This is a genomic window from Ramlibacter algicola (assembly GCF_016641735.1).
Classification (GTDB): Bacteria; Pseudomonadota; Gammaproteobacteria; order Burkholderiales; family Burkholderiaceae_C; genus Ramlibacter; species Ramlibacter algicola.
This window is the reverse complement of record NZ_JAEDAO010000001.1, coordinates 4,010,734-4,034,351: the sequence shown is the minus strand read 5'-3', so window position 1 is coordinate 4,034,351 and position 23,618 is coordinate 4,010,734. Positions and strand designations below refer to the sequence as shown.

The 23,618-nt window shown below is 70.9% G+C and carries 25 protein-coding genes; 8 read left to right on the top strand and 17 right to left on the bottom strand.

What is annotated here, in order from left to right; genetic code table 11:
* Nucleotides 1–10: 10 nt before the first annotated feature.
* Genes I8E28_RS19790 through I8E28_RS19765 form a run of 6 tightly spaced genes read right to left on the bottom strand, consistent with a single transcriptional unit; the run spans nt 11 to nt 7,265 of the window.
* Nucleotides 11–1,330 carry a sensor histidine kinase gene (locus I8E28_RS19790; protein ID WP_200789939.1) on the bottom strand — a complete coding sequence of 440 codons (1,320 nt, stop codon included), beginning with the start codon at nt 1,328–1,330 and terminating at the stop codon, nt 11–13.
* Nucleotides 1,330–2,670, bottom strand: a complete 1,341-nt coding sequence (locus I8E28_RS19785) for a sigma-54-dependent transcriptional regulator (RefSeq protein WP_200789938.1) — start codon at nt 2,668–2,670, stop codon at nt 1,330–1,332. Before I8E28_RS19785 ends, I8E28_RS19790 begins: the two co-directional genes overlap by 1 nt.
* Nucleotides 2,671–2,683: 13 nt before the next feature.
* Nucleotides 2,684–3,916 (bottom strand): ABC transporter permease, encoded by a 1,233-nt coding sequence (locus I8E28_RS19780; protein WP_200789937.1) that lies wholly within the window; start codon nt 3,914–3,916, stop codon nt 2,684–2,686.
* 11 nt (nt 3,917–3,927) lie between these two features.
* The gene (locus I8E28_RS19775; RefSeq protein ID WP_200789936.1) at nt 3,928–5,253 is read right to left on the bottom strand and encodes an ABC transporter permease; all 1,326 of its coding nucleotides are present in this window, start codon (nt 5,251–5,253) and stop codon (nt 3,928–3,930) included.
* A 13-nt stretch (nt 5,254–5,266) separates the two neighbouring features.
* Complete coding sequence (locus I8E28_RS19770) at nt 5,267–5,977, bottom strand: ABC transporter ATP-binding protein (protein ID WP_200789935.1); 711 nt, start codon at nt 5,975–5,977, stop codon at nt 5,267–5,269.
* A 19-nt stretch (nt 5,978–5,996) separates the two neighbouring features.
* Entirely contained in the window at nt 5,997–7,265 is a 1,269-nt protein-coding gene (locus tag I8E28_RS19765; protein WP_200789934.1) for an efflux RND transporter periplasmic adaptor subunit, read from the bottom strand.
* Nucleotides 7,266–7,485: 220 nt separating this feature from the next.
* Between I8E28_RS19765 and I8E28_RS19760 the strand changes: the two genes are divergently transcribed.
* Together I8E28_RS19760 and I8E28_RS19755 are read left to right on the top strand one after the other, a co-directional pair.
* The gene (locus I8E28_RS19760) at nt 7,486–8,031 is read left to right on the top strand and encodes a CcdC protein domain-containing protein (RefSeq protein WP_200789933.1); all 546 of its coding nucleotides are present in this window, start codon (nt 7,486–7,488) and stop codon (nt 8,029–8,031) included.
* 65 nt (nt 8,032–8,096) lie between these two features.
* Entirely contained in the window at nt 8,097–8,588 is a 492-nt protein-coding gene (locus I8E28_RS19755; RefSeq protein WP_200789932.1) for an ankyrin repeat domain-containing protein, read from the top strand.
* On the opposite strand, the gene I8E28_RS19750 is transcribed toward I8E28_RS19755, so the two are convergent.
* Nucleotides 8,589–8,774 carry a hypothetical protein gene (locus I8E28_RS19750; RefSeq protein ID WP_200789931.1) on the bottom strand — a complete coding sequence of 62 codons (186 nt, stop codon included), beginning with the start codon at nt 8,772–8,774 and terminating at the stop codon, nt 8,589–8,591.
* Between the two features lie 116 nt (nt 8,775–8,890).
* Here I8E28_RS19750 and I8E28_RS19745 point away from each other — a divergent pair, with 116 nt between their 5' ends.
* A complete protein-coding gene (locus tag I8E28_RS19745; RefSeq protein WP_200789930.1) occupies nt 8,891–9,100 on the top strand; it encodes a hypothetical protein in 210 nt (69 codons plus the stop codon).
* A gap of 25 nt (nt 9,101–9,125) precedes the next feature.
* Here the strand turns inward: I8E28_RS19745 and I8E28_RS19740 are convergent, their stop codons facing one another.
* The gene (locus tag I8E28_RS19740; protein ID WP_200789929.1) at nt 9,126–9,923 is read right to left on the bottom strand and encodes an SDR family oxidoreductase; all 798 of its coding nucleotides are present in this window, start codon (nt 9,921–9,923) and stop codon (nt 9,126–9,128) included.
* 52 nt (nt 9,924–9,975) lie between these two features.
* Here I8E28_RS19740 and I8E28_RS19735 point away from each other — a divergent pair, with 52 nt between their 5' ends.
* Nucleotides 9,976–10,770: a crotonase/enoyl-CoA hydratase family protein gene (locus I8E28_RS19735; protein WP_200789928.1), complete on the top strand. Its 795-nt coding sequence runs from the start codon at nt 9,976–9,978 to the stop codon at nt 10,768–10,770.
* 17 nt (nt 10,771–10,787) lie between these two features.
* Nucleotides 10,788–11,603 carry a tetratricopeptide repeat protein gene (locus I8E28_RS19730; RefSeq protein WP_200789927.1) on the top strand — a complete coding sequence of 272 codons (816 nt, stop codon included), beginning with the start codon at nt 10,788–10,790 and terminating at the stop codon, nt 11,601–11,603.
* Between the two features lie 117 nt (nt 11,604–11,720).
* On the opposite strand, the gene cydB is transcribed toward I8E28_RS19730, so the two are convergent.
* Entirely contained in the window at nt 11,721–12,734 is a 1,014-nt protein-coding gene (gene cydB, locus I8E28_RS19725; protein WP_420850229.1) for a cytochrome d ubiquinol oxidase subunit II, read from the bottom strand.
* Nucleotides 12,731–14,161 carry a cytochrome ubiquinol oxidase subunit I gene (locus I8E28_RS19720; RefSeq protein WP_200789926.1) on the bottom strand — a complete coding sequence of 477 codons (1,431 nt, stop codon included), beginning with the start codon at nt 14,159–14,161 and terminating at the stop codon, nt 12,731–12,733. Before I8E28_RS19720 ends, cydB begins: the two co-directional genes overlap by 4 nt.
* 239 nt (nt 14,162–14,400) lie before the next feature.
* Here I8E28_RS19720 and I8E28_RS19715 point away from each other — a divergent pair, with 239 nt between their 5' ends.
* The gene (locus tag I8E28_RS19715) at nt 14,401–16,224 is read left to right on the top strand and encodes a sensor histidine kinase (protein WP_200789925.1); all 1,824 of its coding nucleotides are present in this window, start codon (nt 14,401–14,403) and stop codon (nt 16,222–16,224) included.
* A gap of 113 nt (nt 16,225–16,337) precedes the next feature.
* Here the strand turns inward: I8E28_RS19715 and I8E28_RS19710 are convergent, their stop codons facing one another.
* The gene (locus tag I8E28_RS19710; RefSeq protein WP_200789924.1) at nt 16,338–16,820 is read right to left on the bottom strand and encodes a hypothetical protein; all 483 of its coding nucleotides are present in this window, start codon (nt 16,818–16,820) and stop codon (nt 16,338–16,340) included.
* 268 nt (nt 16,821–17,088) lie between these two features.
* Between I8E28_RS19710 and I8E28_RS19705 the strand changes: the two genes are divergently transcribed.
* A complete protein-coding gene (locus tag I8E28_RS19705; RefSeq protein WP_200789923.1) occupies nt 17,089–18,864 on the top strand; it encodes a sensor histidine kinase in 1,776 nt (591 codons plus the stop codon).
* Nucleotides 18,865–18,869: 5 nt separating this feature from the next.
* On the opposite strand, the gene I8E28_RS19700 is transcribed toward I8E28_RS19705, so the two are convergent.
* The gene (locus I8E28_RS19700) at nt 18,870–19,259 is read right to left on the bottom strand and encodes a YkvA family protein (RefSeq protein WP_200789922.1); all 390 of its coding nucleotides are present in this window, start codon (nt 19,257–19,259) and stop codon (nt 18,870–18,872) included.
* 214 nt (nt 19,260–19,473) lie between these two features.
* Here I8E28_RS19700 and I8E28_RS19695 point away from each other — a divergent pair, with 214 nt between their 5' ends.
* Nucleotides 19,474–19,779: a hypothetical protein gene (locus I8E28_RS19695; RefSeq protein ID WP_200789921.1), complete on the top strand. Its 306-nt coding sequence runs from the start codon at nt 19,474–19,476 to the stop codon at nt 19,777–19,779.
* A gap of 39 nt (nt 19,780–19,818) precedes the next feature.
* Here I8E28_RS19695 and I8E28_RS19690 read toward each other — a convergent pair whose 3' ends face one another.
* From I8E28_RS19690 to I8E28_RS19670, 5 genes are read right to left on the bottom strand one after another with little or no spacing between them, the layout of a single operon-like run.
* Nucleotides 19,819–20,316, bottom strand: coding sequence for a YcnI family copper-binding membrane protein (locus tag I8E28_RS19690; protein WP_200789920.1), 498 nt, complete (start codon nt 20,314–20,316; stop codon nt 19,819–19,821).
* Between the two features lie 8 nt (nt 20,317–20,324).
* A complete protein-coding gene (locus tag I8E28_RS19685; protein WP_200789919.1) occupies nt 20,325–22,577 on the bottom strand; it encodes a TonB-dependent receptor in 2,253 nt (750 codons plus the stop codon).
* Between the two features lie 60 nt (nt 22,578–22,637).
* Nucleotides 22,638–22,985: a DUF2946 family protein gene (locus tag I8E28_RS19680; protein ID WP_338050808.1), complete on the bottom strand. Its 348-nt coding sequence runs from the start codon at nt 22,983–22,985 to the stop codon at nt 22,638–22,640.
* A 21-nt stretch (nt 22,986–23,006) separates the two neighbouring features.
* Nucleotides 23,007–23,240 (bottom strand): DUF2630 family protein, encoded by a 234-nt coding sequence (locus tag I8E28_RS19675; protein ID WP_200789918.1) that lies wholly within the window; start codon nt 23,238–23,240, stop codon nt 23,007–23,009.
* 49 nt (nt 23,241–23,289) lie between these two features.
* Nucleotides 23,290–23,517, bottom strand: coding sequence for a hypothetical protein (locus I8E28_RS19670; RefSeq protein ID WP_200789917.1), 228 nt, complete (start codon nt 23,515–23,517; stop codon nt 23,290–23,292).
* Between the last annotated feature and the right edge of the window lie 101 nt (nt 23,518–23,618).

Sequence of the window (23,618 nt, the reverse complement as noted above, 5' to 3'; positions counted from 1 at the left end):
GCGCGGCTGCTCAGGCCGGCAGCACCAACGAGACCACCAGCCCGCCGCCGTCGCGGTTGGCCAGCACGATGCGGCCGCCGTGGGCTTCGGCGATCTCGCGCGCTAGCGCCAGCCCCAGGCCGGTGCCGCTGCGCTTGGTGGAATAGAACGGCACCAGCGCCTGCGACATCACGACCTCGGTCATGCCGCTGCCGCGGTCCATCACGTCGATGGCCAGCGCGTCGCCGGCGCGCCGCACCGCCAGCGCGATGTCGGACGGGGGCGAGCCCGATTCGTGGGCGTTCTTCAGCAGGTTCAGCAGCGCCTGCTCCACCTGGCCCGCATCGGCGCGCACGGGTTCGGCGGGCAGCGCGCCCACCAGCTGGAACGGCACCTGCGCCTGCAGAGAGCCGACCAGCGTGTCCCAGGCGACGTCCTCCAGCCGCGGCGTCGGCAGCTTGGCGAAGCGCGCATAGCCCTCGATGAAGCCTTGCAGGTGGCTGGTGCGTTCCTCGATCGTGCGGAAGATCTCCGGTAGCCGCTCGGGCTGCCCGCGCCGCAGCAGCTCGGCGCCCGAGCGCGCCAGCGATGCCGCCGGCGCCAGCGAGTTGTTCAACTCGTGGCTCAGGACGCGGATCACCTTCTTCCAGGTCTGCACCTCCTGCCGCCGCAATTCGGCCGTCAGGTGCCGCAGCAGCAGCAGCTCGTGCCGCTGGCCATTGAGCGTGAACTGGCGGCGCGCCAGGTGGTAGATCTCGTCCTCGGCGTCGCTGCCCTTGGCCGGCTGCACGGTGAAGAGGCCGTCGCCGCCCCGCGCATAGGCTTCGCGCAGCGAGCCGAACGCACGCAGCAGCAGGCGATCCAGATCCTGGCCTTCGATGCGGCGGCCGCCATGCAGCAGCTGGCGCGCGGCGAGGTTGCCGAACACGACGTTGCCGGCGTGGCCCACCAGCAGCATCGCCACCGGCGTGTTCTGCACCATGGTGTCCAGCAGCAGCTCGCGCTCGGCCAGGCCCTGGCGCTGCTCGCGCAGCACGCGCCCGAGGTCGTTGTGCGCCTTCACCAGGTCGCCGATCTCGTCGTCACGTTCCCAGTGCAGCCCGTGCGAGAAGTCACCGTCGCGGTAGCTGATCACCGTGCCGGACAGCGCGCGCAGCATCGCCAGCAGCGGCTGCAACTGCGTGCGCGCGAACGCCAGCGCCACCGGCACGAGGATCGCCAGCGTGAGCAGGCCCGCCTGCCAGGTGGGCCCGAGCCAGCGGGCGAGCCCCAGCGCGATGACCGTGCTCGACACGACCAGCCCCGCGAAGCGCAGCGACAGGCGCGTGACGAGGCCGAAGCGGCGGCGCATCAGCTCCCCGTCCGCGCGATGCCCAGGCGCTCCATGCGCCGGTACAGCGCCTGCCGGCTCAGGCCGAGTTCATTCGCGGCTTGCGCGATGACGCCGCCGTGGCGCACGAGGGCCTGTTCGATCGCCGCGCGGTCGATGTCGGCTTCGGGCGCCGGCGCGGGGCCCGCCGCTTGCAGGCCGAGGTCGGCGGCGGTGATGACGTCGCCGCGCGCGAGCAAGCCGGCGCGCTGCATGGTGTTCTTCAACTCGCGGACGTTGCCCGGCCACGTATGCCGCAGCAACACGGCTTCCGCGCCCGCATCGAGCTGCTTGCCCGGGCCGAGGAAGTGCAGCGCCAGCGGCAGGATGTCGTCCGGACGCCTGGCCAGTGGCGGCAGCGCGATCTCGATGACGTTCAGGCGGTAGAACAGGTCCTCGCGGAAGCTGCCCGCCTTGATCATGGCGCGCAGGTCCGCGTTGGTCGCGCTGACGACGCGCACCTTCACCTGCCGCTCCTCGTTGGAGCCCAGGCGCTGGAAGCGGCCCGTCTCCAGCACACGCAGCAGCTTGACCTGGCCGGCGGGCGGCAGGTTGCCGATCTCGTCGAGGAACAGCGTGCCGCCGTCGGCGGCCTCGAACTTGCCCGCACGCGCCTTGCCGGCGCCGGTGTACGCGCCGGCCTCGGCGCCGAACAGTTCCGCTTCGACCAGCTCCTGCGGCAGCGCGCCGCAGTTCAGCGTCACGAAGGGGCCGTCCTTCACGCCGGAATTGGCCTGCAGGATGGCCGCGATCCGTTCCTTGCCCGCGCCGTTCGGGCCGGTGACCAGCACCGGCACGTCGGACCGCGCGACCTGGCATGCCAGCTCGATCACGCGTTCGGTCGCCGTGTCGCGCCACACCATGCCGCGCAGGTCCCATTGCTGCTGCAGGTCGTCGTGGCGGCGGCGTTCGCGCCGCACGCGCCGGTGCAGCTCGCGCGTCGCCTGGCCCAGTTCCAGCAGGTTCTTGATGGTGGTGACCAGGCGCTCGTCGTTCCATGGCTTGGCGACGTAGTCGGCGGCGCCGGCCTTCACCAGGTCGACGGCCATGTCCAGGTGCGTCCATGCCGTCAGCAGGATCACCGGCAGGTCGGGATGGCGTTCGCGCAGCCGGTGGAAGAGGGCGCGGCCCTCTTCGCCCGACGTGGTGTCGGCGGCGAAGTTCATGTCCTGGATCACCAGGTCGATGTCGCCTTGCTCCAGGCGCGCCAGGCCCTCGCCGGGCGACGCGGCGTGCGCCGTGCGGATGTCATGCAGCGAGAGCAGCACGTCCATCGCCGTGGCGATGGACGGGTTGTCGTCGATGACCAGGACCGTTGCCATGGCCCCGATTCAATCACGCCGTGCGGGTCGCGATCGCGGGCGACGTGCCGGCCGCGCGCGCCGCCGGGCCCCACACCGCCAGCAGGCCGAGCACCCACAGAGACAGGGCGCCGCCGGCCAGGTAGGTCACGGGCAGCTTGGGCAGTCCCAGCCTGGTCTCCAGCAGCGCGTTGAGCGCGAGCCCGAGGAACAGGCCGGCGACGATGCCGGTGCTGGTGATCATCAGGTTCTCCACCAGGAAGTAGCGCAGGATGTCGATGCGCCGCGCACCCAGGGCACGCCGCACGCCGATCTGCTTGCGACGCTGCGTCACGCGCAGGCTGGCCAGGCCGACGATGCCGCTGGCCGTGACCAGCAGCAGCAAGCCCGAGACCGCGATCAGCATCGAGGCCATCGCGCGCTCGTTGCGGTACCGGCGCTGGCGGTCGTCGGACACCGAGCGCACCTGCAGGCGCACCGGCTCGCCGGCGGCCTTGCGCAGCGCCTGCTCGGCGGCCAGCATCACCTTGTCCCGCTGGCCGGGCTCGGTGCGCAAGATGTAGCGCACGCGCGCCTGGCCGACCCGCCGCGGCAGGAGCACCGAGTACTCGCCCTCGGCACCGTGCTGCGCCTGCGTGGTCTGCAGGCGGTCGAGCACGCCGACGATGCGCACGTACGCGGCCTTGCCGAACAGGAACTGCTTGCCGACGAAGGACTGCTCGCCGGGGAACAGCTTCTCGCCGAGGCCGCGCGTGATGACCACGTTCTTGGGGAAGTCGTCGAAGTAGCCCTGCGTCTCGGGGTCCAGGTCGACCATGTCGGCGTCGGTGAGGTTGCGTCCCTCCACGACCTGCAGGCCGAGCACCGGCACGAACTGCGGACCGACGAAGTACACCGACGGCACGGCGACCTCCTGCTCCTGTTTCTCGTTGACGCGCACGCTGCTGGACGAGCCCGAGGTGGACATCGGCATCTGCGATCCCCACGTCACGGCCTTCACGCCCGGGACGCCGCGCAGCACCGCGAGTTCACGCTCCCACTCGGCCAGCACCTGGGGGTGCTTCATCTGGTCGGCGAAGGTGCGGCCGAAGTAGCCGACGTTCTCCTCCTCGGCGATGCCGCTGGGGCGGTCGGCGGCCTGCAGCCGCAGGTGCACGATGAACAGCGCATTGGCCAGCACCGCGAGGCTCAGGGCGACCTGGATCGCGACCAGCAGCGGCGCGGTGCGCGTGCGCAGCAGCGAGGAGAGGATGGGGCGGATTTCCATGGCGGCGCTCCTCATTGCGACTTCAGTTGCAGCGCCGGCGTGACCTGGGCCGACCGCCACGTGGGCAGCAGCCCGGCCATCAGCGCGGCGAGGATGGCGATCGCGAAGGTGGTCGCCAGCATCTCCCAGTCCATGCGCGCGACCACCGAGAGGTCGCGGGACTGCTGGCGGATCACCCACAGGCTGGCGCCGGACAGCAGCAGGCCCAGCGTGCCGCCGGCCAGCCCGACGACGCCGGCTTCGACCATGTACTGGCGGAACACGGTGCCGCGGGTGGCGCCGAGCGCGCGCCGCACGCCGATCTCCGGCGCGCGCGCCGAGAACTTCGCCAGCAGCAGGCCCATGGTGTTCACCATGCACAGGAGCAGGAAGCCGATGGACAGCCAGGCCGCGGCCTTGTGGTCCTTGGGCACCACCTCCATGTGGTCCAGCCACTCGCGCACGTCGTACAGCGCGACGGGCTGCGGGCGCTCGAAGCGGCCCAGGCGGCGCTGCTCGCGCACGTAGCCTTCCAGCCAGTCGCGCAGCTTCGGCCGGTCGGACGCCGCCGCGAGCTCGAACCAGAACTGCAGGTAGATGCATTCGGATTCCAGGAAGCCCTGGTAGCCGGGCCGCGGCGGGTCCTTCATGCAGCTGGTGCTGCCGTTGGAGCTTTGCTCGGCGGCGACGGCCACCGACATCGGCACGTACACCTCGTCGTCGCCGTTGAAGCTGCCGCCGTTGCCGTTGATCACGTGCGTGTAGCGCGGCACCGGGCTCCACTCGTCGAGCATGCCGACCACGGTGAACTCGCGGTCCCACATGCGGAAGCGCTTGCCCACCGGGTTGCCGGCGCCGAACAGGTCTTCGGCCTTCTTGCGGCTCAGCACGGCGACGTTGGCGGCGCCGCGGTCCTGCTCCGCGCTCCAGGGCGCGCCGTGGCGGAACGGCACCTCGAACATCGGGAAGTAGTCGGTCGTCGTGGCGACGCCCTGCACCGTGGGCACCGGCAGGTCGGGCCGCGCCGGTTCGATGGCGCCGAACACGTCCTGCACCACCGTGCGGCGCACGCCCTGGCCCGAGCGCAGCATCGCCATCGAGTCCTGGTACGTGACCTGGTTGTGATAGAAGGCCCGCTTCTCGCCCGGCACGTAGCCCTGGAGTTCGGCGTTGTCCAGCATCGGCACGACCAGCCGGTCGCTCTTGGCGGGGATCGGGTCGCCCGACATCACGTGCAGCACGGTCAGCGTCGACATGCTCGCGGCGACGCCGATGGCCAGCGTGAGCACCATCAGCGCGGTGAGGATCGGGTTGCGGCGCAGGCTGCGCACGCCCAGCATCAGGTGGTAGCGGAACATCGCGCTCGCTCCTTCAGGCCGGCTGCGCCGCGTCTTCCACCAGCGAGGGCTTGCGGCGCACCAGGTCGTGCACGCAGCCGTCGATGATGTGCACGATGCGCTGCGCGCGCGCCGCCAGTTCGGGGTCGTGCGTGACCATCAGGATGGTGGTGCCGCGCGCGTTGATCTGCTCCAGCAGCTCCATCACGCTGCGCGCCATCTGCGTGTCCAGGTTGCCGGTCGGCTCGTCCGCCAGCAAGACCTTGGGCGAGCCGGCGAGCGCGCGTGCGATGGCGACCCGTTGCTGCTGGCCGCCGGAGAGCTCGGACGGGTAGTGCTTCATGCGCGAGGCCAGGCCCACTTCGGCGAGCGCGTGCTCGATGCGTTCCTTGCGCTCGGCGGCGGGCAAGCCGCGGTAGCGCAGCGGCACGTCGACGTTGTCGAACAGGTCCAGGTCCGGGATCAGGTTGAAGCCCTGGAACACGAAGCCCAGCTTCTCGTTGCGCAGCCGCGAGCGGGCGTCGTCATTGAGCTTGCTGACGTCGACGCCGTCGAGGAAGTAGTCGCCGCTGTCGAATTCCTCCAGCAGGCCGGCGATGTTCAGGAAGGTGGTCTTGCCGGAGCCGGACGGGCCGGTGACCGTGACGAACTCGCCTTCCTTGACGTGGATGTCGAGCCCGCGCAATGCGTGCGTCTCGATCATGTGGGTGCGGTACACCTTGCTCAGGTCGTTCATGCGCAGCATCGGGGGCCTTCCTTTCGTCTCACTCGTTGATCTTCACGCGCTCGGCGTGCTCGAACGCGTCGGTGCCCGAGACCACGACGCGTTCGCCGGGCTGCAGTCCCGCGTTGACTTCCACGGCCGACACGCTGGTCGCGCCGAGCTGGATGGGGCGGCGCACGGCGACGCCGCCGTCCACCACGTACGCGAACTTGCCGCCTTCGCTGTCGACGAAGGGGCCGCGCGGCAGCATCAGCACGTTCTTGCGCTCGTCGATCAGCAGGCGCGCCTGCACGCGCTGGTTCTGGCGCAGTGCCGGCGGCTGCTTGCCGTCGAAGCGCACGCGCGCCAGCACCAGGTTCTTCACCACTTCGGGCGCCAGCGCCGACAGCGTGCCGGTGGCCTTGACGTCGCCGGCCACGATCTCGGCCTTCATGCCGATGCCCAGGTCGGCGGCGTACATCTCCGGGATCTCCAGTTCGACTTCCAGGCGGGACAGGTCGACCAGCGTCATCAGCGGCGCGTTGGCCGGCACCACCGCTCGGTGGCTCACCGCGACGCTGCCGATGAAGCCGTCGCTGGGCGCGCGGATCGCCAGTTCGTCGACGCGGCGCCTGGCCAGCTCCAGCGCAAGCTTCTGGCGCTGCAGCTGTTCGCGCCGGGTCTTGAGTTGCAGGTCGACGTCGCTCGTCTCCAGGCCCGCCACGGCGGCGGCGTGCTTGCTCTTGATCTGCGCGGACTTCACCGCGTCCTTGGCCTTCTCGTAGTCGTTGCGGGCGACGATGCCTTCGATGCCGGCGCGCTCGACGCGCTCGAGCTGGCGCTCGGCGGCGATGCGGTCGATCTCGGCCTGGTCGGCGTCGCGGCGCGCGGCCAGCTTGGCCTTGTCGGCCAGGATCTGCTGGCGCGCGACTTCGGCCTGCAGCTCCTGGTAGGTGGACTGCTCGCGCTTGAGCGCGTCGGCCAGGTCGGGCGACTCGAGTTCGGCGAGCACGTCGCCCTTCTTCACGGTGTCGCCGGCGTTGACCTTGAGGTTCACGGTGGACGCCGCCGGCGCGTACAGGGTCGGGCTGACGGCCGCCACGACGCGGCCGTTGACGCTGGCGTCGCGCACGAGCGTGCCGCGGGTCACTTCGGCGACGCGCACGGCGTCGGCCTGGAAGGTGCGGGTGGTGGAGCGCCAGTTGGCGACCAGCACGCCGGCGCCCACGCCGAGCGCCACGACGACGATGCCGGCGATCGCGAACCGCTTGGCGCGCTGCGCGCGCGGGGCTTCGATCACTCGGTCTTGGGCGGAGGTGTCACGGATCATCGCGACACCCGGTTGCAGCAAGCGTGCCAGCGGTAAGTCGTTGATTCATAAGGCTGTCCGCTGTCCGGCGGGGTGTCCGGGGTGTCCGCTCGGTGTCCGGCGGACACCTGCCGTCGTCCCCGCGGAGGCGGGGAACCATCGCTTCCACCTTGATCGGTCCATCGAAGCGATGGATTCCCGCCTCCGCGGGAATGACGGAGGCGAGTGCGACACTGTCCCCATGCAAGCGCAGCCCATCTCCCTCCCGCACCTGCCCTGGCTGGGCGTCGCCGCGCTGCTGGTGTTCATTGCGTGGCGGGTGCATGGGCGGATCCGCAAGCTGCTGACCCGGCAGCCCGTGCGGCCGTGGCGGCATCGGCTGGGCGTGGGCCTGTTCGGCTACATCGCGGTCGGCCTGCTGTTCAACCTCTGGGGCCACTGGCCCGGCTTCGTGGCGTTCGCGGTGACGTTCCTCGCCGGTTGCGCCCTCGCCGTGGTCGGTGTGCGGCGGACACGCTTCGAGTGGCTCGACGACGGCCTGCACTACACGCCTGATGCGCGCATCGGCATCGCGCTGTCGCTGGTCCTGGTCGCGCGCGTCGCGTGGCGCCTCGGCGAAATGGTGCTGGGCGGCGGCATGCCGCAGCACCTCGCGCGTGTCGACGAACTCCTGGATAGCCCCGCAACGCTGGCCGTGCTGGGGCTGCTGGCGGGGTACTACTTCGCCTATGCGCTGGGGTTGCTGCGGCGACGGAGGGCGCTTGCCGCGCACGCGCTTCGCGCTTGATGGTTCTCAACGCAGAAGGGGGACAGAAAGGAAACCGAAGCCACCGCACACGGTATCGTCGCCCCATGCTCGACGACGACACGCTGCAACTGGCCCGCGAAGTCTTCCAGCGCGTGCGCGCCGGCGACCTGGCGGCGTTGCAGCCGCTGCTGGACCGCGGATTGCCGGCCAACCTGCGCAATGACAAGGGCGACACCCTGCTGATGCTGGCGGCGTACCACGGCCATGTGGCGCTCGTCGGCGCGTTGCTGCGGGCGGGCGCGGATCCCTTGCTGGCCAACGACCGCGGGCAGGTGCCGCTGGCCGCGGCCGCCTACAAGGGATTTCCCGACGTGGTGCGAGCGTTGCTGGACGGCGGCGCGCCGGTCGACGGGCACGGGCCGGACGGGCGGACCGCGCTGATGACGGCGGCGATGTTCAACCGGGTGGCGATCGTCGACGAACTGCTGGCGCGCGGGGCGGACGCGACGCGACACGACCTGGCGGGCGACGACGCCCTGTCGGCGGCGCAGAAGATGGGCGCGCGCGAAGCGGCGCTGCGACTCCGCGGGGGCTGATCAGGGCGCCGGCTTGCCGGGATCGGTGGCAGCCTCGTCGCTGCCTGGCCGCTGTGACGCCTCGTCGCGCAGGTGGCTGACGATGCTGTCCATGCCTTCGCCGCTGCGTTGCGGTCGGCGCGTCAACCCCAGGGGAATCCCGGGCTGCGTCGTGTCGGCGTCCCTGTCGTCGTGCTTCAAAGCCACTGCTCCCGTCCGCGCAACTGTACGAAGGCGTGCGGCGGCCCCATGTCGGACAGGGCCGACGTTGCGACATGGATGGGTTCACAGGGCTCACACATCGCATTAACATGCGAGCCGTCATGACCGACCGCGACGCGCTCACCACCGACTGGCTGCAAGCCGAGCGCCGCGCCATCGAGGCCGAACTCACCCTGGCGTCCCACGGGCAGGCGTCCAACAGCCCCGAGTACCGCGACGCCGCGATGCTGGCGACCCAACTGCGGCGCGCCGCCGATGACCTGTTCACCCGCCTGCATGCGCACCTGCGCGATCCGCGCCCCGAGACCTGAGCCGTGAGTGGCGCGCCCGGCGCTGTCAGCCGCCGGACGCGCGCGTGAACGCGCTGGAGCCGCCGAGCTGGATGCCGCCATCGACCGGCAGCACCACGCCCGTCACGTACGACGCGTCGGGCGACGACATCCACAGCACCGCGCGCGCGATGTCGTCGGGCGTGCCGAAGCGGCCCAGGGGCACGGCGCGCGTCCAGGCCTTCAGCGCCTGCGGCGACGGCGCCAGCCGCGCCATGCCTTCCGTGCCCTCGATCGGCCCGGGCGACACCGCGTTGACGCGCACGCCCGCGCTGCCCCATTCGAGCGCCAGCGTGCGCGTGAGCTGGTCGATGCCGGCCTTGGCCGCGCACACATGCACCTGCATCGGCATCGGCAGCACCGCTTGCGGCGCGGTGATGTTGACGATGCTGGCGCCCGGCTTGCGCAGGTGCGGCCAGGCGCCGCGCACGACGTGGAAGGTGCCCAGCAGGTCGATGTCGACCACCGCCTTGAAGCCGTTGGGCGACAGGTCGCCGGCCGCCGCCACGAAGTTGCCGGCGGCGCCGGACACCAGCACGTCGATCGGCCCCCACTTGCCGGCCGCATCGGCCAGCGCCTGCGAGACCGCCGCGGCATCGCGCACGTCGGCCGCGAAGCCGGCCACGTCGGCCGCGCCCGCCTCGCGCAGGGCCTGCGTGGCTGCCTGCACCTTGTCGGGCGAGCGGCTGAGCACGGCGACCCGCGCGCCCTGGCGGGCGAACGCCAGCGCAATGCCGAGGTTGATGCCGCTGGTGCCACCGGCGACGAAGACGTGGGCGTTGGAGAAGCTGTGCATGCGGCGCATGCTACGCGGGCGCGCGCGCAACGGCTACAGTGCCACGCACAGGAGGCCTTCCATGCAGGAACAACGGGTTCGCGTCGACGTCGACGCGCAGGGCATCGCGCAGGTGGCGCTCACCCGCGCGGACAAGATGAACGCGCTCGACCCGGCGATGTTCGACGCCATCAACGACGCCATCGTCACGCTGCGCCGCGACGCGCGCGTGCGTGCCGTCGTGCTGCACGGCGAGGGGCGCGGGTTCTGCGCGGGGCTGGACTTCGGGAGCCTCTCGTTCAGCGGCGGTGAAGGCGACATCGGTGAACTCGCCGCGCGCACGCACGGCCTGGCCAACCGCTGGCAGCACGTGGCCTGGGGCTGGCGCGAACTGCCGGTGCCGGTCATCGCCGCGGTGCACGGCGTCGCCTTCGGTGGCGGGCTTCAGGTCGCGCTGGGCGCGGACATCCGCTACGTGCATCCGCAAACCCAGCTGTCGGTGATGGAGGTGCGCTGGGGGCTGGTGCCCGACATGTCCGGTTGCGTCCTGCTGGCCGAACTGGCGCGCGCCGACGTCGTGCGCGAACTGGTGTTCACCGGCCGCATCGTGCGCGGCGACGAGGCGGTCACTTTGGGTCTGGCAACGCGTGCCGTCGACGATCCGCTGGCCACCGCGATGGAGACCGCGCGCCAGGTCGCGAGCCACAGTCCCGACGCGATCCGCGCCGCCAAGCGCCTGCTGCGCGCCGCATCGCCCGTCGATGCCGCGCGCGTGCTGCAGCTTGAAGCGCACGAGCAGCAGCGCCTGATCGGCAGCGCCAACCAGCAGGAAGCGGTGCGGGCCGGGATGGAGAAGCGCGCACCGGTGTTCCGCTGAAACGCAGGAGTCTTCGCATGCCCATCGATCCCGGTCCGCTGTGGGACTACGGCAACCCGGCGCTGTCCGAACAGCGCTTCCAGGCGGCGGTCGTCAGCGCGGCGCCCGACGATGCGTTCATCCTGCGCACGCAGATCGCGCGCACGCACGGGTTGCGCAAGGACTTCGACAAGGCGCGGGCGGTGCTCGCGGAGATCGAGCCGGCCTTTGCCGGTGCGTCCACGGAGGCGAAGGTGATGTGGCTGCTCGAGTCCGGCCGCACCTGGGCGTCGCCGGCGCATCCGCCCGCATTGCGCACGGCGGAGAACCGCGAGCGTGCCAGGTCGCTGTACATGCGCGCGTTCGAGCTTGCGCGCGACGCACGCCTGGACCGGCTGGCGATCGACGCGCTGCACATGATGGTGATGGTCGACAACGAGCCCGAGCAGCAATTGGCCTGGAACCAGAAGGCCATCGCGTACATGGAAGCTTCGTCGCAGCCTGCGGCAAAAGGCTGGGCCGGCTCGCTGTACAACAACGTCGGCTATGCGCACCACCTCGCGGGCCGCTACGACGAGGCGATCACGAACTACCGCAAGTCGCTCGCGGCGCACGAGCTGGCCGGCAGGACCGGGAACATGCGCATCGCGCACTGGATGATCGCCAGCAGCCTGCGCGCGAAAGGCGAGTTGCAGGAGGCGCTCGCGATCCAGCAGCGCCTGGAGCGCGAATGGGATGCGGACGGCAAGCCCGATCCGTATGTGTACGAGGAGCTGGAGCACCTGCACCGCGGGTTGGGCAATGAAGCCGAGGCGACGAGGTATGCGGCCAAGCTGAAGGCGGCGCGGGGCTAGCGGCCCTTCGTCGTCCCCGCGGAGGCGGGGACCCATCGCTCCCGATTGCTGTCATTCCGGCTTCCGCCGGAATGACAAACCTCAGGCATGGATTCCGGCGTTCGCCGGAACGACAACCTAGTGGTACCCCTGCCCCCGTTCCAGCTTGCCTCTGAACAACCAGAACGTGAGCACCGTGTACGCCAGGATCACCGGGATCAGGATCGCTTCGCCGACCAGCAGGAAGATCTGCGAGGTCTCGTGCGACGCGGCTTGCCACACGGTCATGGTGGGTGGCACGAGATAGGGGATGTTCGAGACGACAAGTCCCAGGAACGCCATCAGGAAGATCGCGATCGAGCTCAGGAAGGGCATCAGCTCGCCGCCGCGGCGCAGGCTGTACCAGCACAGGGCCGCGAACAGTGCGGTCAGCACGGGCAGCGGCGCGAGCATCAGGAAGTTGGGGAAGGTGAACCAGCGGTCGGCGATGCGCTGCGACGCGAGCGGCGTCCACACGCTCACCAGCCCGATGAAAAGCAGCAGCGCACCCAGCAGCCAGGGCCCGAGTTCGCGCGCGCGGTCGTGCACGGGGCCGCGCGTCTTCAGCAGCAGCCAGCCCACGCCCAGCAGCGCGTAGCCGGTCACCACGGCGAGACCGCACATCACGGAGAACGGCGACAGCCACCAGAGCGGGTGGCCGGCGAACTGGCCGTCGCGCACCGGGATCTCTTCCAGGATGCCGCCAAGCACCAGTCCCTGCGCGAAGCCCGCCAGCAGCGAGCCGGCGGCGAACGCCCAGTCCCACGGCCGGTGATGCGGCTTGGCGACCCAGCGGAACTCGAACGCGACGCCGCGAAAGATCAGCGCCAGGAGCAGCAGAACCACCGGGAGGTACATCGCCGGCATGATGATCGCGAACGCCTTCGGGAACGCGGCCCACAGCGTCACGCCGCCGAGCACCAGCCAGGTCTCGTTGCCGTCCCAGAACGGCGCGACCGAGTTCATCACCAGGTCGCGCTCGTGCTCCTCGTGGAACGCGAAGAACAGCATGCCGATGCCGAGGTCGAACCCGTCGAGCACGACGTACAGCACGACCGAGAGTCCCAGCACCAGGGCCAGGATGACGGGGAGGATGTCGCTGACCTGCATCATGTCGCCACCGCTCCCTTGCGTGCCGTTGCCGAGTCGTCGTCGGTGGGGTCCGGTCGTCCACCCGCGAGCGGCCGGTTCGGCAAGGTCTCCGGCCCCGGCTCGTGCGGTTGCGGGCCCTTGCGGATCATGCGCTGGATGTACCAGATGCCGATGCCGAACACGACGCCGTAGACGAGCACGAACAGCGCCAGCGACACCAGCACTTGGTGCGGCGTGACTGGCGACACCGCGTCCGCAGTTCGCAGCACGCCGTGCGCGATCCAGGGCTGGCGGCCGATCTCGGTGACCATCCACCCGAAGATGATGGCGGCAAAGCCCAGCGGCCATGCGTGCTGCAGCGGTCGCAGGAACCAGCGGGCCTGCGCGATGCGCTGGCGCCAGAGCAGCCACACGCCGATCCAGCCGGTCGCGATCATCAGCAGCCCGATGCCCACCATCGCACGGAAACTGAAGAACACCGGCGCGACCGGCGGCCGCTCGTCGCGCGGGAAGTCGGACAGTCCCTTGAAGCTGCCGGCCCAGGTGTGCGTGAGGATGATGCTGCCCAGCTGCGGCACGGCGATCTCGAAGTCGTTGCGCTCGTTCTTCGGGTCAGGCCACGCGAACAGGACCAGCGGCACGGCGTGGCCCTCGTCCTTCCAGTGCGCCTCGATCGCTGCGACCTTGGCCGGCTGGTGCTCCAAGGTGTTGAGGCCGTGCAGGTCGCCGATGAAGGCCTGCACCGGCGCGAGGATCGCGAGCATGCCCAGCCCCATCTTGAGCATCGTGCGCGCCTCGGCTTCGTGACGGCCCACGAGCAGGTAGCGCGCGCCAGCCGCGGCGACCACCAGCGAGGTGGTGAGGTACGCCGCCGTCATCATGTGCGCGAAGCGGTAGGGGAAGCTGGGGTTGAAGATCACCTTCACCCAGTCGACCGGGTAGGTGATCCCGTCTTGGATGGCGAAGCCGGCCGGCGTGTGCATCCAGCTGTTGGCGGCGAGGATCCAGAAGCCCGACAGGGCCGTGCCCAGGGCCACGAGGATCGAGGACGTCACGTGCAGCCAGGGCGGGAAGCGGTTCCAGCCGAACAGCATCGCGCCCAGGAAGCTCGCCTCGAGGAAGAACGCCGTGAGCACCTCGTAGGCGAACAGCGGCGCCAGCGTGTTGCCGATGATCGCGCCGAAGCGCGCCCAGTTGGTGCCCAGCTGGTACTCGAGCACGATGCCGGACACCACCCCCATCGCAAACGACACCGCGAACACCTTGGTCCAGAAGCGTGCCAGCGTGTGCAGGTGCGGCGCCTTGCTGCGCAGCCACAGGACTTCGAGCGTCGCGATGAACGCCGACAGGCCGATCGTGAAGGCGGGGAAGACGATGTGGAAGGCGATCGTGAAGCCGAACTGCACGCGTGACAGCAGCACGGTGTCGAGGCCGAAGACGGTGTCCATGCGATCGGTGCTCCCCGCCCCGCGCGGGGAACGGCGCGGGCGCATGCAGGTTAGCGCAGGGCGCCGGCCTTGGGGTACCGGCCCAAGACACTTCTGGCTGAGTGGGCGCATGCTGGCTCTTCCGTGCAGCGCAGCCGTGGCCTTGCGCTGCCGGGAGGGCTGTGCTGAAACACATGGCGCGGCCATGTGCGTTGCACCGCGGACTGGTGCAGGTCAGGCGCGGGTGCTAGGGTGCGCCGATGCGCTTGCGCTCCAGCCTGTTCCTCCTCGCGGCCGCCGCGGCCGTGCCCGTCCTGGTCCTGGCCCTGTTCGCGCTGGCGCACGTGGTGCGCACCGAGAACCAGGCCATCGTCGAAGCGGCCAAGGTGCGCAACCGCGCGACCCTGGAAGCCATCGACGCCGAGCTGCGCGATTCGATCAGCACGCTGCGGGCGCTCGCGATGTCGCGGACGCTGGATCGCGGCGACTGGCAGGGCTTCCATGGCGAAGCGCGCACCGTGCTGGGCACGCAGCCGACGTGGCGCAACCTCGTGCTGCAGGACACGCGAGGGCGGCAACTAGCCAATGCCCGGCTGCCCTGGGGCACCCGGTTGCCGCAGGTGCCGATCGAAACCCGCACCTTGCAGGCGGCCATCGAAGGCCGCCCGACCGTCAGCGACGTCACGTTTTCCGCCGAACTGGGCAACGAGGCCGGCATCAAGGTGCGGATGCCGGTGGTGCGCGACGGGCACGTCCGCCAGGTCCTGACCGCCGTCGTCGACCCGGCCGCATTCCAGCGCACCATCGAGCGCCAGCACCTGCCCGGCGACTGGGTCAGCGGGCTGTCCGGCACCGACGGCCGCCTCATCGCGCGCGTGCCGGCCGTTCCGCCGGGCCAGCTCGCATCCGAGCAGTTCCGGTCGGAAACCGCGCGCGCGGAGGAGGGCTGGTACCGGGGGCACACGCTCGAGGGCCGCGACACCTACACCGCGTTCAACCGCTCGAAGCTCACCGGCTGGACGATCGGCTTCGCGATGCCCGCCCACCTCATCGTCGGCGGTGGCCAGCGCGCCGCGGCGCTGCTGGCCACCGGCCTGCTGCTGTCGCTGCTCGCGGCGGCCGCGCTGGTGACGTGGCTGAGCCGCCGCATCGCCGACCCGATCGCGGTGCTCGCGCAGCGCGCGTCGGACCTGCGGGCGGGGGAAGTGCCCGCCATGCCGGCCTCGGCCATCGAGGAGCTGCAGGTGCTGCAGCACGCGCTGGGCGAGACCGCCGTCGCGATCCGCCAGCGCGACGCCGAGCTCGTGCGCCGCGGCGAGGAACTTGAGCAGCAGGCGCAGGCGCTGCGCGAGGTGGACGCGCACAAGACGCGTTTCCTCGCGCAGGTCTCGCACGAGTTGCGCACCCCGCTGGCCACGGTGCGCAACGGGATGGCGCTGTGGCAGTCCACGGTCGATCCGCAGCGGCAGGCCCATGCGCGCGCGCTGGTGGATCGCCAGCTCGCGCTGCTCACGCGCATGGTGGACGACCTGGTCGACATCGGCCGCGTGGGGCGGGGCGAACTGCAACTGCGCACCGCACCGGTGGCGCTGGACGGCCTGGTGCAGGACTGCGCCGACGCCCTGGTGCCGCTGATGCAGCAGAAGGCCCAGCAGCTGGTCGTGCGACATGCGCCGATGCCGGTGATCGTGCACGCGGATGCGGACCGGCTGTGCCAGGTGCTCGTCAACCTGCTGACGAATGCCAGCCGCTACACGGGCCGCGGCGGCCACATCGAGGTCCGGGTGGCCGAGGAAGAGGGCGAGGCGGTGCTCGAGGTCAGCGACGACGGCGTCGGCTTCACGCAAGCCGAGGGCGTGCGGATGTTCGAGATGTTCGTGCGGCTCGGGCACGGCGAAGCGGACCCGGGCAGCCTGGGCATCGGGCTGACCATCGCCAGGACGATCGTCCAGCTGCACGGTGGCCGGATCGAGGCCAGCAGCGCGGGCCGCGGCCGCGGCGCGACCTTCCGCGTGCGGCTGCCGCTGTCGGCGCCGGACGTGGAAGTGGCGCCGAAGGCGTTGCCCGCCCCGGCGCCACTGTAGGAAGCAGAGTCGTCATTGCGGACTCGATCCGCAATCCACGAGTGCTTGCCGCATGGATCCCCACCTTCGCGGGGATGACCTCGCGTGAGGCGGCTGCGCCGCCCCTCGCAAGGTCAGTTCCGGTCGGCGCGAGCCGCGCGCGACTGGCTGTTGCTGCTGGTCGAATCGGAGCTGCTGCTGCCGGCGCCCATCGTGGACGACGACGAGGAGGTGTCGCTGGACGAGGTGCTGGCGGCCGGGGCGCTGGAGCTGCTGGACGAATCCAGCGAGCTGCTGGTCGACGGCGAGGTGCTCGGCGTGGCGGTCGAGGCCGGGCCGGCGCCCATCGTGGCGGCGTTGCTGCCGGCAGCCGTGCCGCTGTTCTGCAGCTGCGAGCTCTCGGCGCCCTTGCTGTCGCGGTTGGCCGTCGCGCTGTCCGATTGCTGCTGCGCCGCCGTGTCGCCGGTCGTCGCGCGCGCGCCGGCCTTCGGCACGTTGAAGTCGCTGGCGGCCTGCGAACCGGTCCCGCCGGCCGCGGAATTGCCCGGCGTCCCGGTCTGGGCGAAGGCGGAACCGGCGATCAGCGCGGCGCTGGCGAGGAGGAGGGTGGCTTTCATCTGGAGGGACTCCTTGGAGTTGTGCGTTGAACAAACCCGGCGCGTCGGCCGGTGCAACCAGTCTCGGGACTGTCGCGTGGCGAGGGCGTCGGTCATGCTGGCGTTCTCATGTCGGTTCGGGACGACAGCGGATGGGCTGCCGGACCACCCGTGTAGGCGATGCCCTGCCGGAGCGTGAACTCCTGCACACGCCACTCCGGGTTCCCCCTGCATACCGCTGGGCCACGGCAGCGCAGGATGGTTCCCCCGCCACGCTCGCCAAGGTCCCATGCCCAGCATCGGCCGCCCCGGCATCCTGCGCCGCTCGCTCCAGCCGAGCGTGGTCGCGGGCAGCTTGGTCTTTGCGCTCGTCGCGGCGCTGGCGGCAGGGGGCTTGCTGCGCGAACGCCACCTGTTGCTCGAGCAGGCGCACGAGGACGCGGCCATGCTCGCGTCGGTTCTCGAGGAGAACACGGCGCGCACGTTCGAGTCCGTCGACATCGCCATCGCCGGCCTGGCGCAGCACCTGGCCAGCTCGAAGGCGCGCCGGCATGATCCGGCCGTGCGCGAGCTGATGCGGGCGCAGCTTCGCCACCTGCCGACCGTGCGGGCGCTTTACATCGTCGGGCCCGACGGTTTCGTCCAGCACGACACCGATTACCCCAAGACGCCGGACGTGTCGCTCGCCGACCGCAGCTACTTCCGGGCCTACCTGGAGGCACCGACGCTGCAGCGGCACGTGTCCGAGGCGCTGCAGAGCCGGTCCGGCACCGGCTGGTTCGTCGCTTCCAGCCGCCGCATCACGCGGCCCGACGGCAGCTTCGGTGGCGTCGCTGTCGCCGCCGTGCAGCTCGGGACCGTCTCGCACCTGTACCGCAAGCTGGGGCTGGGCAGTGGCCGGCAGCTCACCCTGTTCCACAAGAACGGCCGGGTGCTGGCCGGCTTCCCGCACGACAGCCACGTGGGCCGCTCCTACGCGCAGCTGCCAGTGTTCGCGGACTTTCTCCACCGGGGATCGTCGGGCCAGTTCGAAACGGACGGCGCGCCGTGGAAGGACATGCGGCGCATCGTCGCCTACCGGGCCCTCGACACACAGCCGCTGGTGGTCGTCGTGGCCGTGCAGGAAGCCGACGTGCTGGCGTCGTGGTCGCGCACAGCCACCGGTGTGACCATCGGCCTGCTGCTGCTGGCCATGGCCATCGGCGGGGTCGTGCTCACCTTCGAGCAGCGCCAGGAGCAGCGCCGGCGCGCGGCAGCCGACCGCGTGACGGCCACCGAGTCCGCCGCCGTCGCCGAGCGCATGCGAGCGATCGCGGCCCACTTGCAGGAGGCCGACCAGCGCAAGACGCAGTTCCTCGCGACGTTGTCGCACGAGCTGCGCAACGCGATGGGCCCCGTGCTCAACGCCCTGAGCATCCTCGACCGCAGCGATCCGGCGTCGGCCGCGTCGCGGCGTGCGCGGGACATCATGCGCGAGCAGGTCGGCCAGTTGCGCAGCCTGGTCGACGACCTGCTCGACATCTCGCGTGTCAACAGCGGCAAGGTACGCCTGGACCTGCAGCGCCTGGACCTTGGCGACGTCGTCGGCCACGCGGCCGCCGCGGCGCAGGCCGGCATCGAAGCGCTCGGCCACGTGCTGGTGCTGCGGCTGCCGGACCCGCCGCTGTGGATCGTGGGCGATCGCGCCCGCCTCGCACAAGTCGTGGCCAACCTGCTGGGCAACGCGGCCAAGTACACGCCGCGTGGCAACGGCCGCATCGAAGTGGAGGTGCGGCGCGAGGGCAGCCGCGCGCTCGTGAGCGTGCGCGACAACGGGCTGGGCATCCCCGCCGCCGACCTGGGCAAGGTGTTCGGCATGTTCGAGCAGGTCGAGCGCCACCAGTCCAGTTCGCAAGGCGGGCTGGGCATCGGCCTGGCGCTCGTCGCGCGCCTGGTGGCACTGCAAGGCGGCGAGGTGGCGGCGCACAGTGACGGCGATGGCCGCGGCAGCACGTTCACGGTGTCGCTGCCGCTGGTCGAAAACGAACCGGCTCCCACGCCCGACGGGGCGTCACTGCGGGCCTGAGCTGGTCAGCGCCCCGCGATCCACCACCAGCCGCCGACGCCGATCGCGACCCACGCGACCACCACGAGGGCGATGCCGGCGCGGCTCACCGGCTTGCCGCCCTCGAGCGCCATCCAGTCGTCGGCCTTCGTGCGGCTGTCCTCGACCACTTCGCGCGGCAACAGCCGCACCGCCAGCCAGATCAGGCCGGGCAGCAGCAGCACGTCGTCGACGTAGCCGAGCACCGGGATGAAGTCCGGCACCAGGTCGATCGGGCTGAGCGCATAGGCGACCACGAACGCGCACAGCGCCTTGACGGTCCACGGCGTGCGCGGGTCGCGTGCCGCGAACCAGAGCGTGACGCCATCGCGCTTGATGCGCCGTGCCCAGTCACGCAGGCGCTGGAGGATCGGCATGCGCGTGATCATGGCAGGGGTGCCTCTCGTCATTCCCGCGGAGGCGGAAATCCATCGCTCCCACCTGCATGGGATCGCGGAAGCGGTGGGTCCCCGCCTCCGCGGGGGCGACGAGACTTGCCTGCAGCTTCCATCCAACGCTTCAATGGCCGCTCCATGCATGTCTCTGCCGTTTCCTACAAGCGCCGCTCAGCCGCGGCCGCATGATCGGCGCGTGCCAAGAGCTCCCAGTGAATCCCTCCGCGCGCCGTCCGTGCGCCTCGTCATCACCGCCGTCGAGCGCGACGACAACGAGATCGTCGCGTTGCACGGCCTCAACGGCAAGCGCCCGTGGCGCCTCGCCGTGCAGGACGCCGTCGCCGCGGCCCGGTCCGGGCGCTACAAGTTCGAGGCCGAGTACCAGGGCGAGCGCACCCGCGTCGAACTCGACGACGGCATCGTCCCGCGCCTGCGCGCGCGCAGCATGGCGCACGGCGACGTGTTCCAGCTGCTGCCGGACGCCTGCGTCCAACAGGGCTGAGGCCGGTGCCGCCATTGCGGCTGTTGAAGGCTCCGCTTTTCAGTGCTTGTGCCCCCCACCCTCGTTCGGCAGCACCTCCAGCACCGCCGCGGGTGACTTGAGGTCGGACGCTGCCTGGCCCGCCGCGGGCACCTGGGTCCATTCGGCGCGGCCCTCGTCGCAGACCTGCACCACGGGCCAGTAGAGCGTGGCAGGCTCGGCGGCCAGCTTGGCCATCAGCTGGAATTCGTCGTAGAAGTCGCTGGGCAGCTTGTCGGCGTCTCCCTTCGCGGTCCAGGTGATGCGCGTGGCGCGTTCGCCGGCCTTGTCGATCGCGACCGTCCAGCCCGCCTTGGGCTGCGGGTGCGCGGACACGACGGCGTCGGGGACCTGCACGACGACCTGTCGCGTCGCGGACTTCCCGCAGCCGTGGCCGACCTGGAAGCTGGCCTTGTAGTAGCTGCCCGCGGGCGCGACCTTGTACTCCAGCACGACGTGGGCCTGCGCCGCGGCGGCGGCGAGCGAGGCGATGGCGATGGCGATGGCGATGCGTTGCATGGGGGTCCTCAGAAGTCGGCGCGCAGCTCGGCGACGCAGGTGCGCTGCGGGTAGGGGTGGAAGTTCCAGTAGGTGGCGTTGCCGACGTTGTCGATGCCGGCGGCGACGGTGAAGGTCTTGTCGATCTTCCACTGCGCGCGCAGGTCGGCGACGAAGAAGCGGCTGACGCCCATGTAGGTGAAGCCGTTGGTGTCGCTGTTGTCCAGCGTGCGGAACTGGCGGCTGCTATAGCGCGCGCCCAGGCTGGTGCTGAAGGCGGGCGTCCAGCGGTAGACCGCCAGCGCATTCGCGCGCCAGCGCGGGATGTTCGGCTGCCGCTTGCCGACCGTGTCGCCGGGCAGCGCGACGAAGCCGGCGTTCTCCCGGATCACCGAGTGCGCGTAGGTCACGCCGCCCGACAGGTCCAGGCCCTTGAGGCCCACGTCCTCGCCGCTGCCGGCCAGTTCCAGGCCGCGCGTGGCAATGCGGCCGACATTGGACACGCGGCTGACGTTGCGGTTGGCGGCAGGATCGAAACCGGTCTGCGTGTACAGCGCGTCGCGCGTCGTCTCGGCGAAGGCGGTGATCCGCACGGTGGCGTTGCCCAGCACGCGTTCGGCGGTGAGCTCGCCGGTCCACGACTTCTCCGGCCGCAACGAGGGATCGTTGACGAACTGCGAGTTGGTCGTCGACGTCGCGCCGTACAGCTCGGCGACGGTCGGGAAGCGCACGGCGCGCCCGAGCGAGGCCTTCAGGATCGTGGCGTCGGTCGCCTGCCAGGACAGCGCCGCTTTCGGCGAAACGTGGCGTTCGCGGCGCTGCGGCCAGTCGTTGCTCACGGGCGGCGTCGCGGTGGCGATGCGCGTGCGCCCCTCGCTCGCGGTCCATTCCTCCGCGCGCAGGCCCAGCACGGTCTTCCATTTCGGCGCGAAGCGCCAGCTGTCCTGCGCCCACAGGCTGCGCAGTGCGGTGCGACCGCCGACGTCGCTGGCGACGGGGCCTGCCGCGTCGGTGCGCCAATTGCCCGCGATCGCCGACGTCACGTACTGCAGCAGGTAGCGGTCCTGCTGCATGCCGAAGTCCAGGATGTGCGCCCCGCGGAGCCCTTGCGGTCGCCAGGTGCCGCGCGCCGACAGCGTGGTCCAGCCCGTGCCACTGCCGTCGGCGATGGTGCCGGGTCCGCCGGCCAGCGCCTGCGGCGGCGTGTTCGACACCGCGTTCTGCCGCTTGGTGTCGCGCACGTAGCCGTAATGGCTGGCCGCCACCTCCCAGTCCCAGGTGCCCTGCGTGTGCTGCTTGAGCGACAGGCCCTGCATCGCATGCGTGAGCGATTCGTCGGTGAGCGGCAGGTCCGCGCCGGTCAGCACCGACGCGTCCTGCAGGTAGCTGGAGGAGCGGCCCGTCGCACGGTTGGTCCACCACCCGAGCAGCGCCGATGCCCGCAGCGTCGGCGTGATGTCGTACGCCACCTTCGCCTTCGCGTGGTCCTGCACCGAGTGGTACTGCGTCTGCGCCGCGACGTAGGACAGCGGCGCATCGGTGGGGCTGCGGCCGGCCACCGCACCGGCGCCTGGCGACACCGTGCCCTGGCGCGAGGCAAAGGTCAGCGGCTGCCCCTGGCTGTCGGTGCGGTTGACGTTGAACCACCATGACCAGTCGCCCGCCTTGCTGCCGAGCGATGCGCTGGCCTGCCACGCGGGCAGGCGCTCGTGCGTCGCATACAGGTCGAACGATTGCTTGGACCAGCCCAGCTTGGCGTGGCCTTCCAGCTTCGCCGGCATGCGCGTCACGTAGTCGACCACGGCGCCCACCGAGTTGCCCGGGTACGCCGCCGAGAACGGGCCGTACATCACGTCGACGCGCTCGATCTCCTCCGGCGTCACCAGGCCCCAGCGCGGCGGGAACGACAGGCCACCCACGCCGTTGCCCAGGAAGTTGGACAGCAGGATGCCGTCGGCATACACGGCGGACCGCGCGCTGTTGCCCGTGCCCGAGGCGCGGCTGGACAGGATCGCGTGGTTGTAGTCGCCCACGTAGCGCTTGCGCACCAGCAGGCTGGGGAAGTACTTGAGCGCGTCCTCGCTGTCCGTCGCGTTGATCGAGCGCTCGACCTGGTCGCGCGTGATGGTCTCGGTGGTCGTGGGCACCTGCGTCGGCAACGACGTCGGCGCGCTGCCGGTGACGTTGACGACGCCGAGGTCCTTCGTGGGGACTTCATGGACCGCTTGCGCAGCCAATGGGAAGGCGGCCGCCAACGCGGCGGCCAGTGGATGGATTCGCATGGTTCGCTCTCCGTGACATGGACGCCCCGGCACGCCGTGGCGTTCCGGGGGACGGCGATGTCAGGCGAGCGGGGGGCCGCGCGCGGGCAGCGGGGCCCGCGTGAGCGCCGCGATGCGAGCGGCGACGACGGGCTGCACGGCATGCGCGAGCGGCTGCGGCGCGGCGACCTCCACCGTGACGACCGGCGGCGGCGCCGACCAGCCGGCGCACAGGGCGCACTTCAGCACGTGCGGCGCCGGCGTGGTGCCGTCGTCGTGCGTGCCGCCCGCATCCGACGAGCTGGTGCAGATGGCGCCGATCGGCTGGGCTTGGGCCAGCATCGGCGCGACTCCCGCCATCGCCACGAACCCGAGGAACCACGCCAGCACGAGGCGGGCAAGGAAGCGTGGGGCGTGGCGGGCGATCACGCAGGCATTATCCCTGCGGGCTCAACCCTGGTAGTTCTCGACCGTCCGCGGGTCGCGCGGCGCGGCCTTGTCCGCGTCCTCGCCGAATTCGCGCAAGGCGCGCCGCTGCCGCAGCAGGTCCCAGCACTGGTCGAGCTGCTCCTCGACATTCCGCAGCCGCGACGCGGCTTCGGCCGCGGGCGTGGTTGCGCGCAGGCGCTTCTCCTCGTCGACGAGCTCGTTGATGTGGTCGAGGATGGTGCGGTCGCTGGCCATGGCGTTCTCCTGCGGGGCGGGGCGGCCATCTTAGGCCGCGGCGGCAGGATCAGGTGGTCAGCGGGCGGCGCTCGCACGGGCGCTGTTTCGCGCTGAGCTTGGGGCTCACCGCCTTGCCCACGCGCAGCCACTGGCCGGCGGCCTGCGCGCCGCACGGCGACGCCTCGACGGGCTCGGACGCGACGGCGCGCGGTGCGCCGAGCCGCGTGGCCGGCAAGACCACGCACAGGATCGCGACGAACACGGACCAGGCGAACTTCCTTCCGTTCGGTTCCATCGAGGCGTCCCAACTGCAGTACGGAGTGAGGACCCGGTTGTCGCAGTCGTGCGTGCGGAATGTCGTAGGACGGCGCTGCATCCCGCCGTCGGGGGCTGCAG

Bases quoted from the DNA above. Each gene is read 5' to 3' on its own strand.
- cydB (WP_420850229.1), bottom strand. From the start codon at position 12,734: ATGATGCAGGTCAGCGACATCCTCCCCGTCATCCTGGCCCTGGTGCTG.
- I8E28_RS19700 (WP_200789922.1), bottom strand. From the start codon at position 19,259: ATGCCGATCCTCCAGCGCCTGCGTGACTGGGCACGGCGCATCAAGCGC.
- I8E28_RS19775 (WP_200789936.1), bottom strand. From the start codon at position 5,253: ATGTTCCGCTACCACCTGATGCTGGGCGTGCGCAGCCTGCGCCGCAAC.
- I8E28_RS19755 (WP_200789932.1), top strand. From the start codon at position 8,097: ATGCTCGACGACGACACGCTGCAACTGGCCCGCGAAGTCTTCCAGCGC.
- I8E28_RS19720 (WP_200789926.1), bottom strand. From the start codon at position 14,161: ATGGACACCGTCTTCGGCCTCGACACCGTGCTGCTGTCACGCGTGCAG.
- I8E28_RS19770 (WP_200789935.1), bottom strand. From the start codon at position 5,977: ATGCTGCGCATGAACGACCTGAGCAAGGTGTACCGCACCCACATGATC.
- I8E28_RS19790 (WP_200789939.1), bottom strand. From the start codon at position 1,330: ATGCGCCGCCGCTTCGGCCTCGTCACGCGCCTGTCGCTGCGCTTCGCG.
- I8E28_RS19715 (WP_200789925.1), top strand. From the start codon at position 14,401: ATGCGCTTGCGCTCCAGCCTGTTCCTCCTCGCGGCCGCCGCGGCCGTG.
- I8E28_RS19780 (WP_200789937.1), bottom strand. From the start codon at position 3,916: ATGGAAATCCGCCCCATCCTCTCCTCGCTGCTGCGCACGCGCACCGCG.
- I8E28_RS19675 (WP_200789918.1), bottom strand. From the start codon at position 23,240: ATGGCCAGCGACCGCACCATCCTCGACCACATCAACGAGCTCGTCGAC.
- I8E28_RS19670 (WP_200789917.1), bottom strand. From the start codon at position 23,517: ATGGAACCGAACGGAAGGAAGTTCGCCTGGTCCGTGTTCGTCGCGATC.
- I8E28_RS19705 (WP_200789923.1), top strand. From the start codon at position 17,089: ATGCCCAGCATCGGCCGCCCCGGCATCCTGCGCCGCTCGCTCCAGCCG.
- I8E28_RS19735 (WP_200789928.1), top strand. From the start codon at position 9,976: ATGCAGGAACAACGGGTTCGCGTCGACGTCGACGCGCAGGGCATCGCG.
- I8E28_RS19740 (WP_200789929.1), bottom strand. From the start codon at position 9,923: ATGCGCCGCATGCACAGCTTCTCCAACGCCCACGTCTTCGTCGCCGGT.
- I8E28_RS19745 (WP_200789930.1), top strand. From the start codon at position 8,891: ATGACCGACCGCGACGCGCTCACCACCGACTGGCTGCAAGCCGAGCGC.
- I8E28_RS19765 (WP_200789934.1), bottom strand. From the start codon at position 7,265: ATGATCCGTGACACCTCCGCCCAAGACCGAGTGATCGAAGCCCCGCGC.
- I8E28_RS19690 (WP_200789920.1), bottom strand. From the start codon at position 20,316: ATGCAACGCATCGCCATCGCCATCGCCATCGCCTCGCTCGCCGCCGCC.
- I8E28_RS19785 (WP_200789938.1), bottom strand. From the start codon at position 2,670: ATGGCAACGGTCCTGGTCATCGACGACAACCCGTCCATCGCCACGGCG.
- I8E28_RS19730 (WP_200789927.1), top strand. From the start codon at position 10,788: ATGCCCATCGATCCCGGTCCGCTGTGGGACTACGGCAACCCGGCGCTG.
- I8E28_RS19685 (WP_200789919.1), bottom strand. From the start codon at position 22,577: ATGCGAATCCATCCACTGGCCGCCGCGTTGGCGGCCGCCTTCCCATTG.
- I8E28_RS19710 (WP_200789924.1), bottom strand. From the start codon at position 16,820: ATGAAAGCCACCCTCCTCCTCGCCAGCGCCGCGCTGATCGCCGGTTCC.
- I8E28_RS19760 (WP_200789933.1), top strand. From the start codon at position 7,486: ATGCAAGCGCAGCCCATCTCCCTCCCGCACCTGCCCTGGCTGGGCGTC.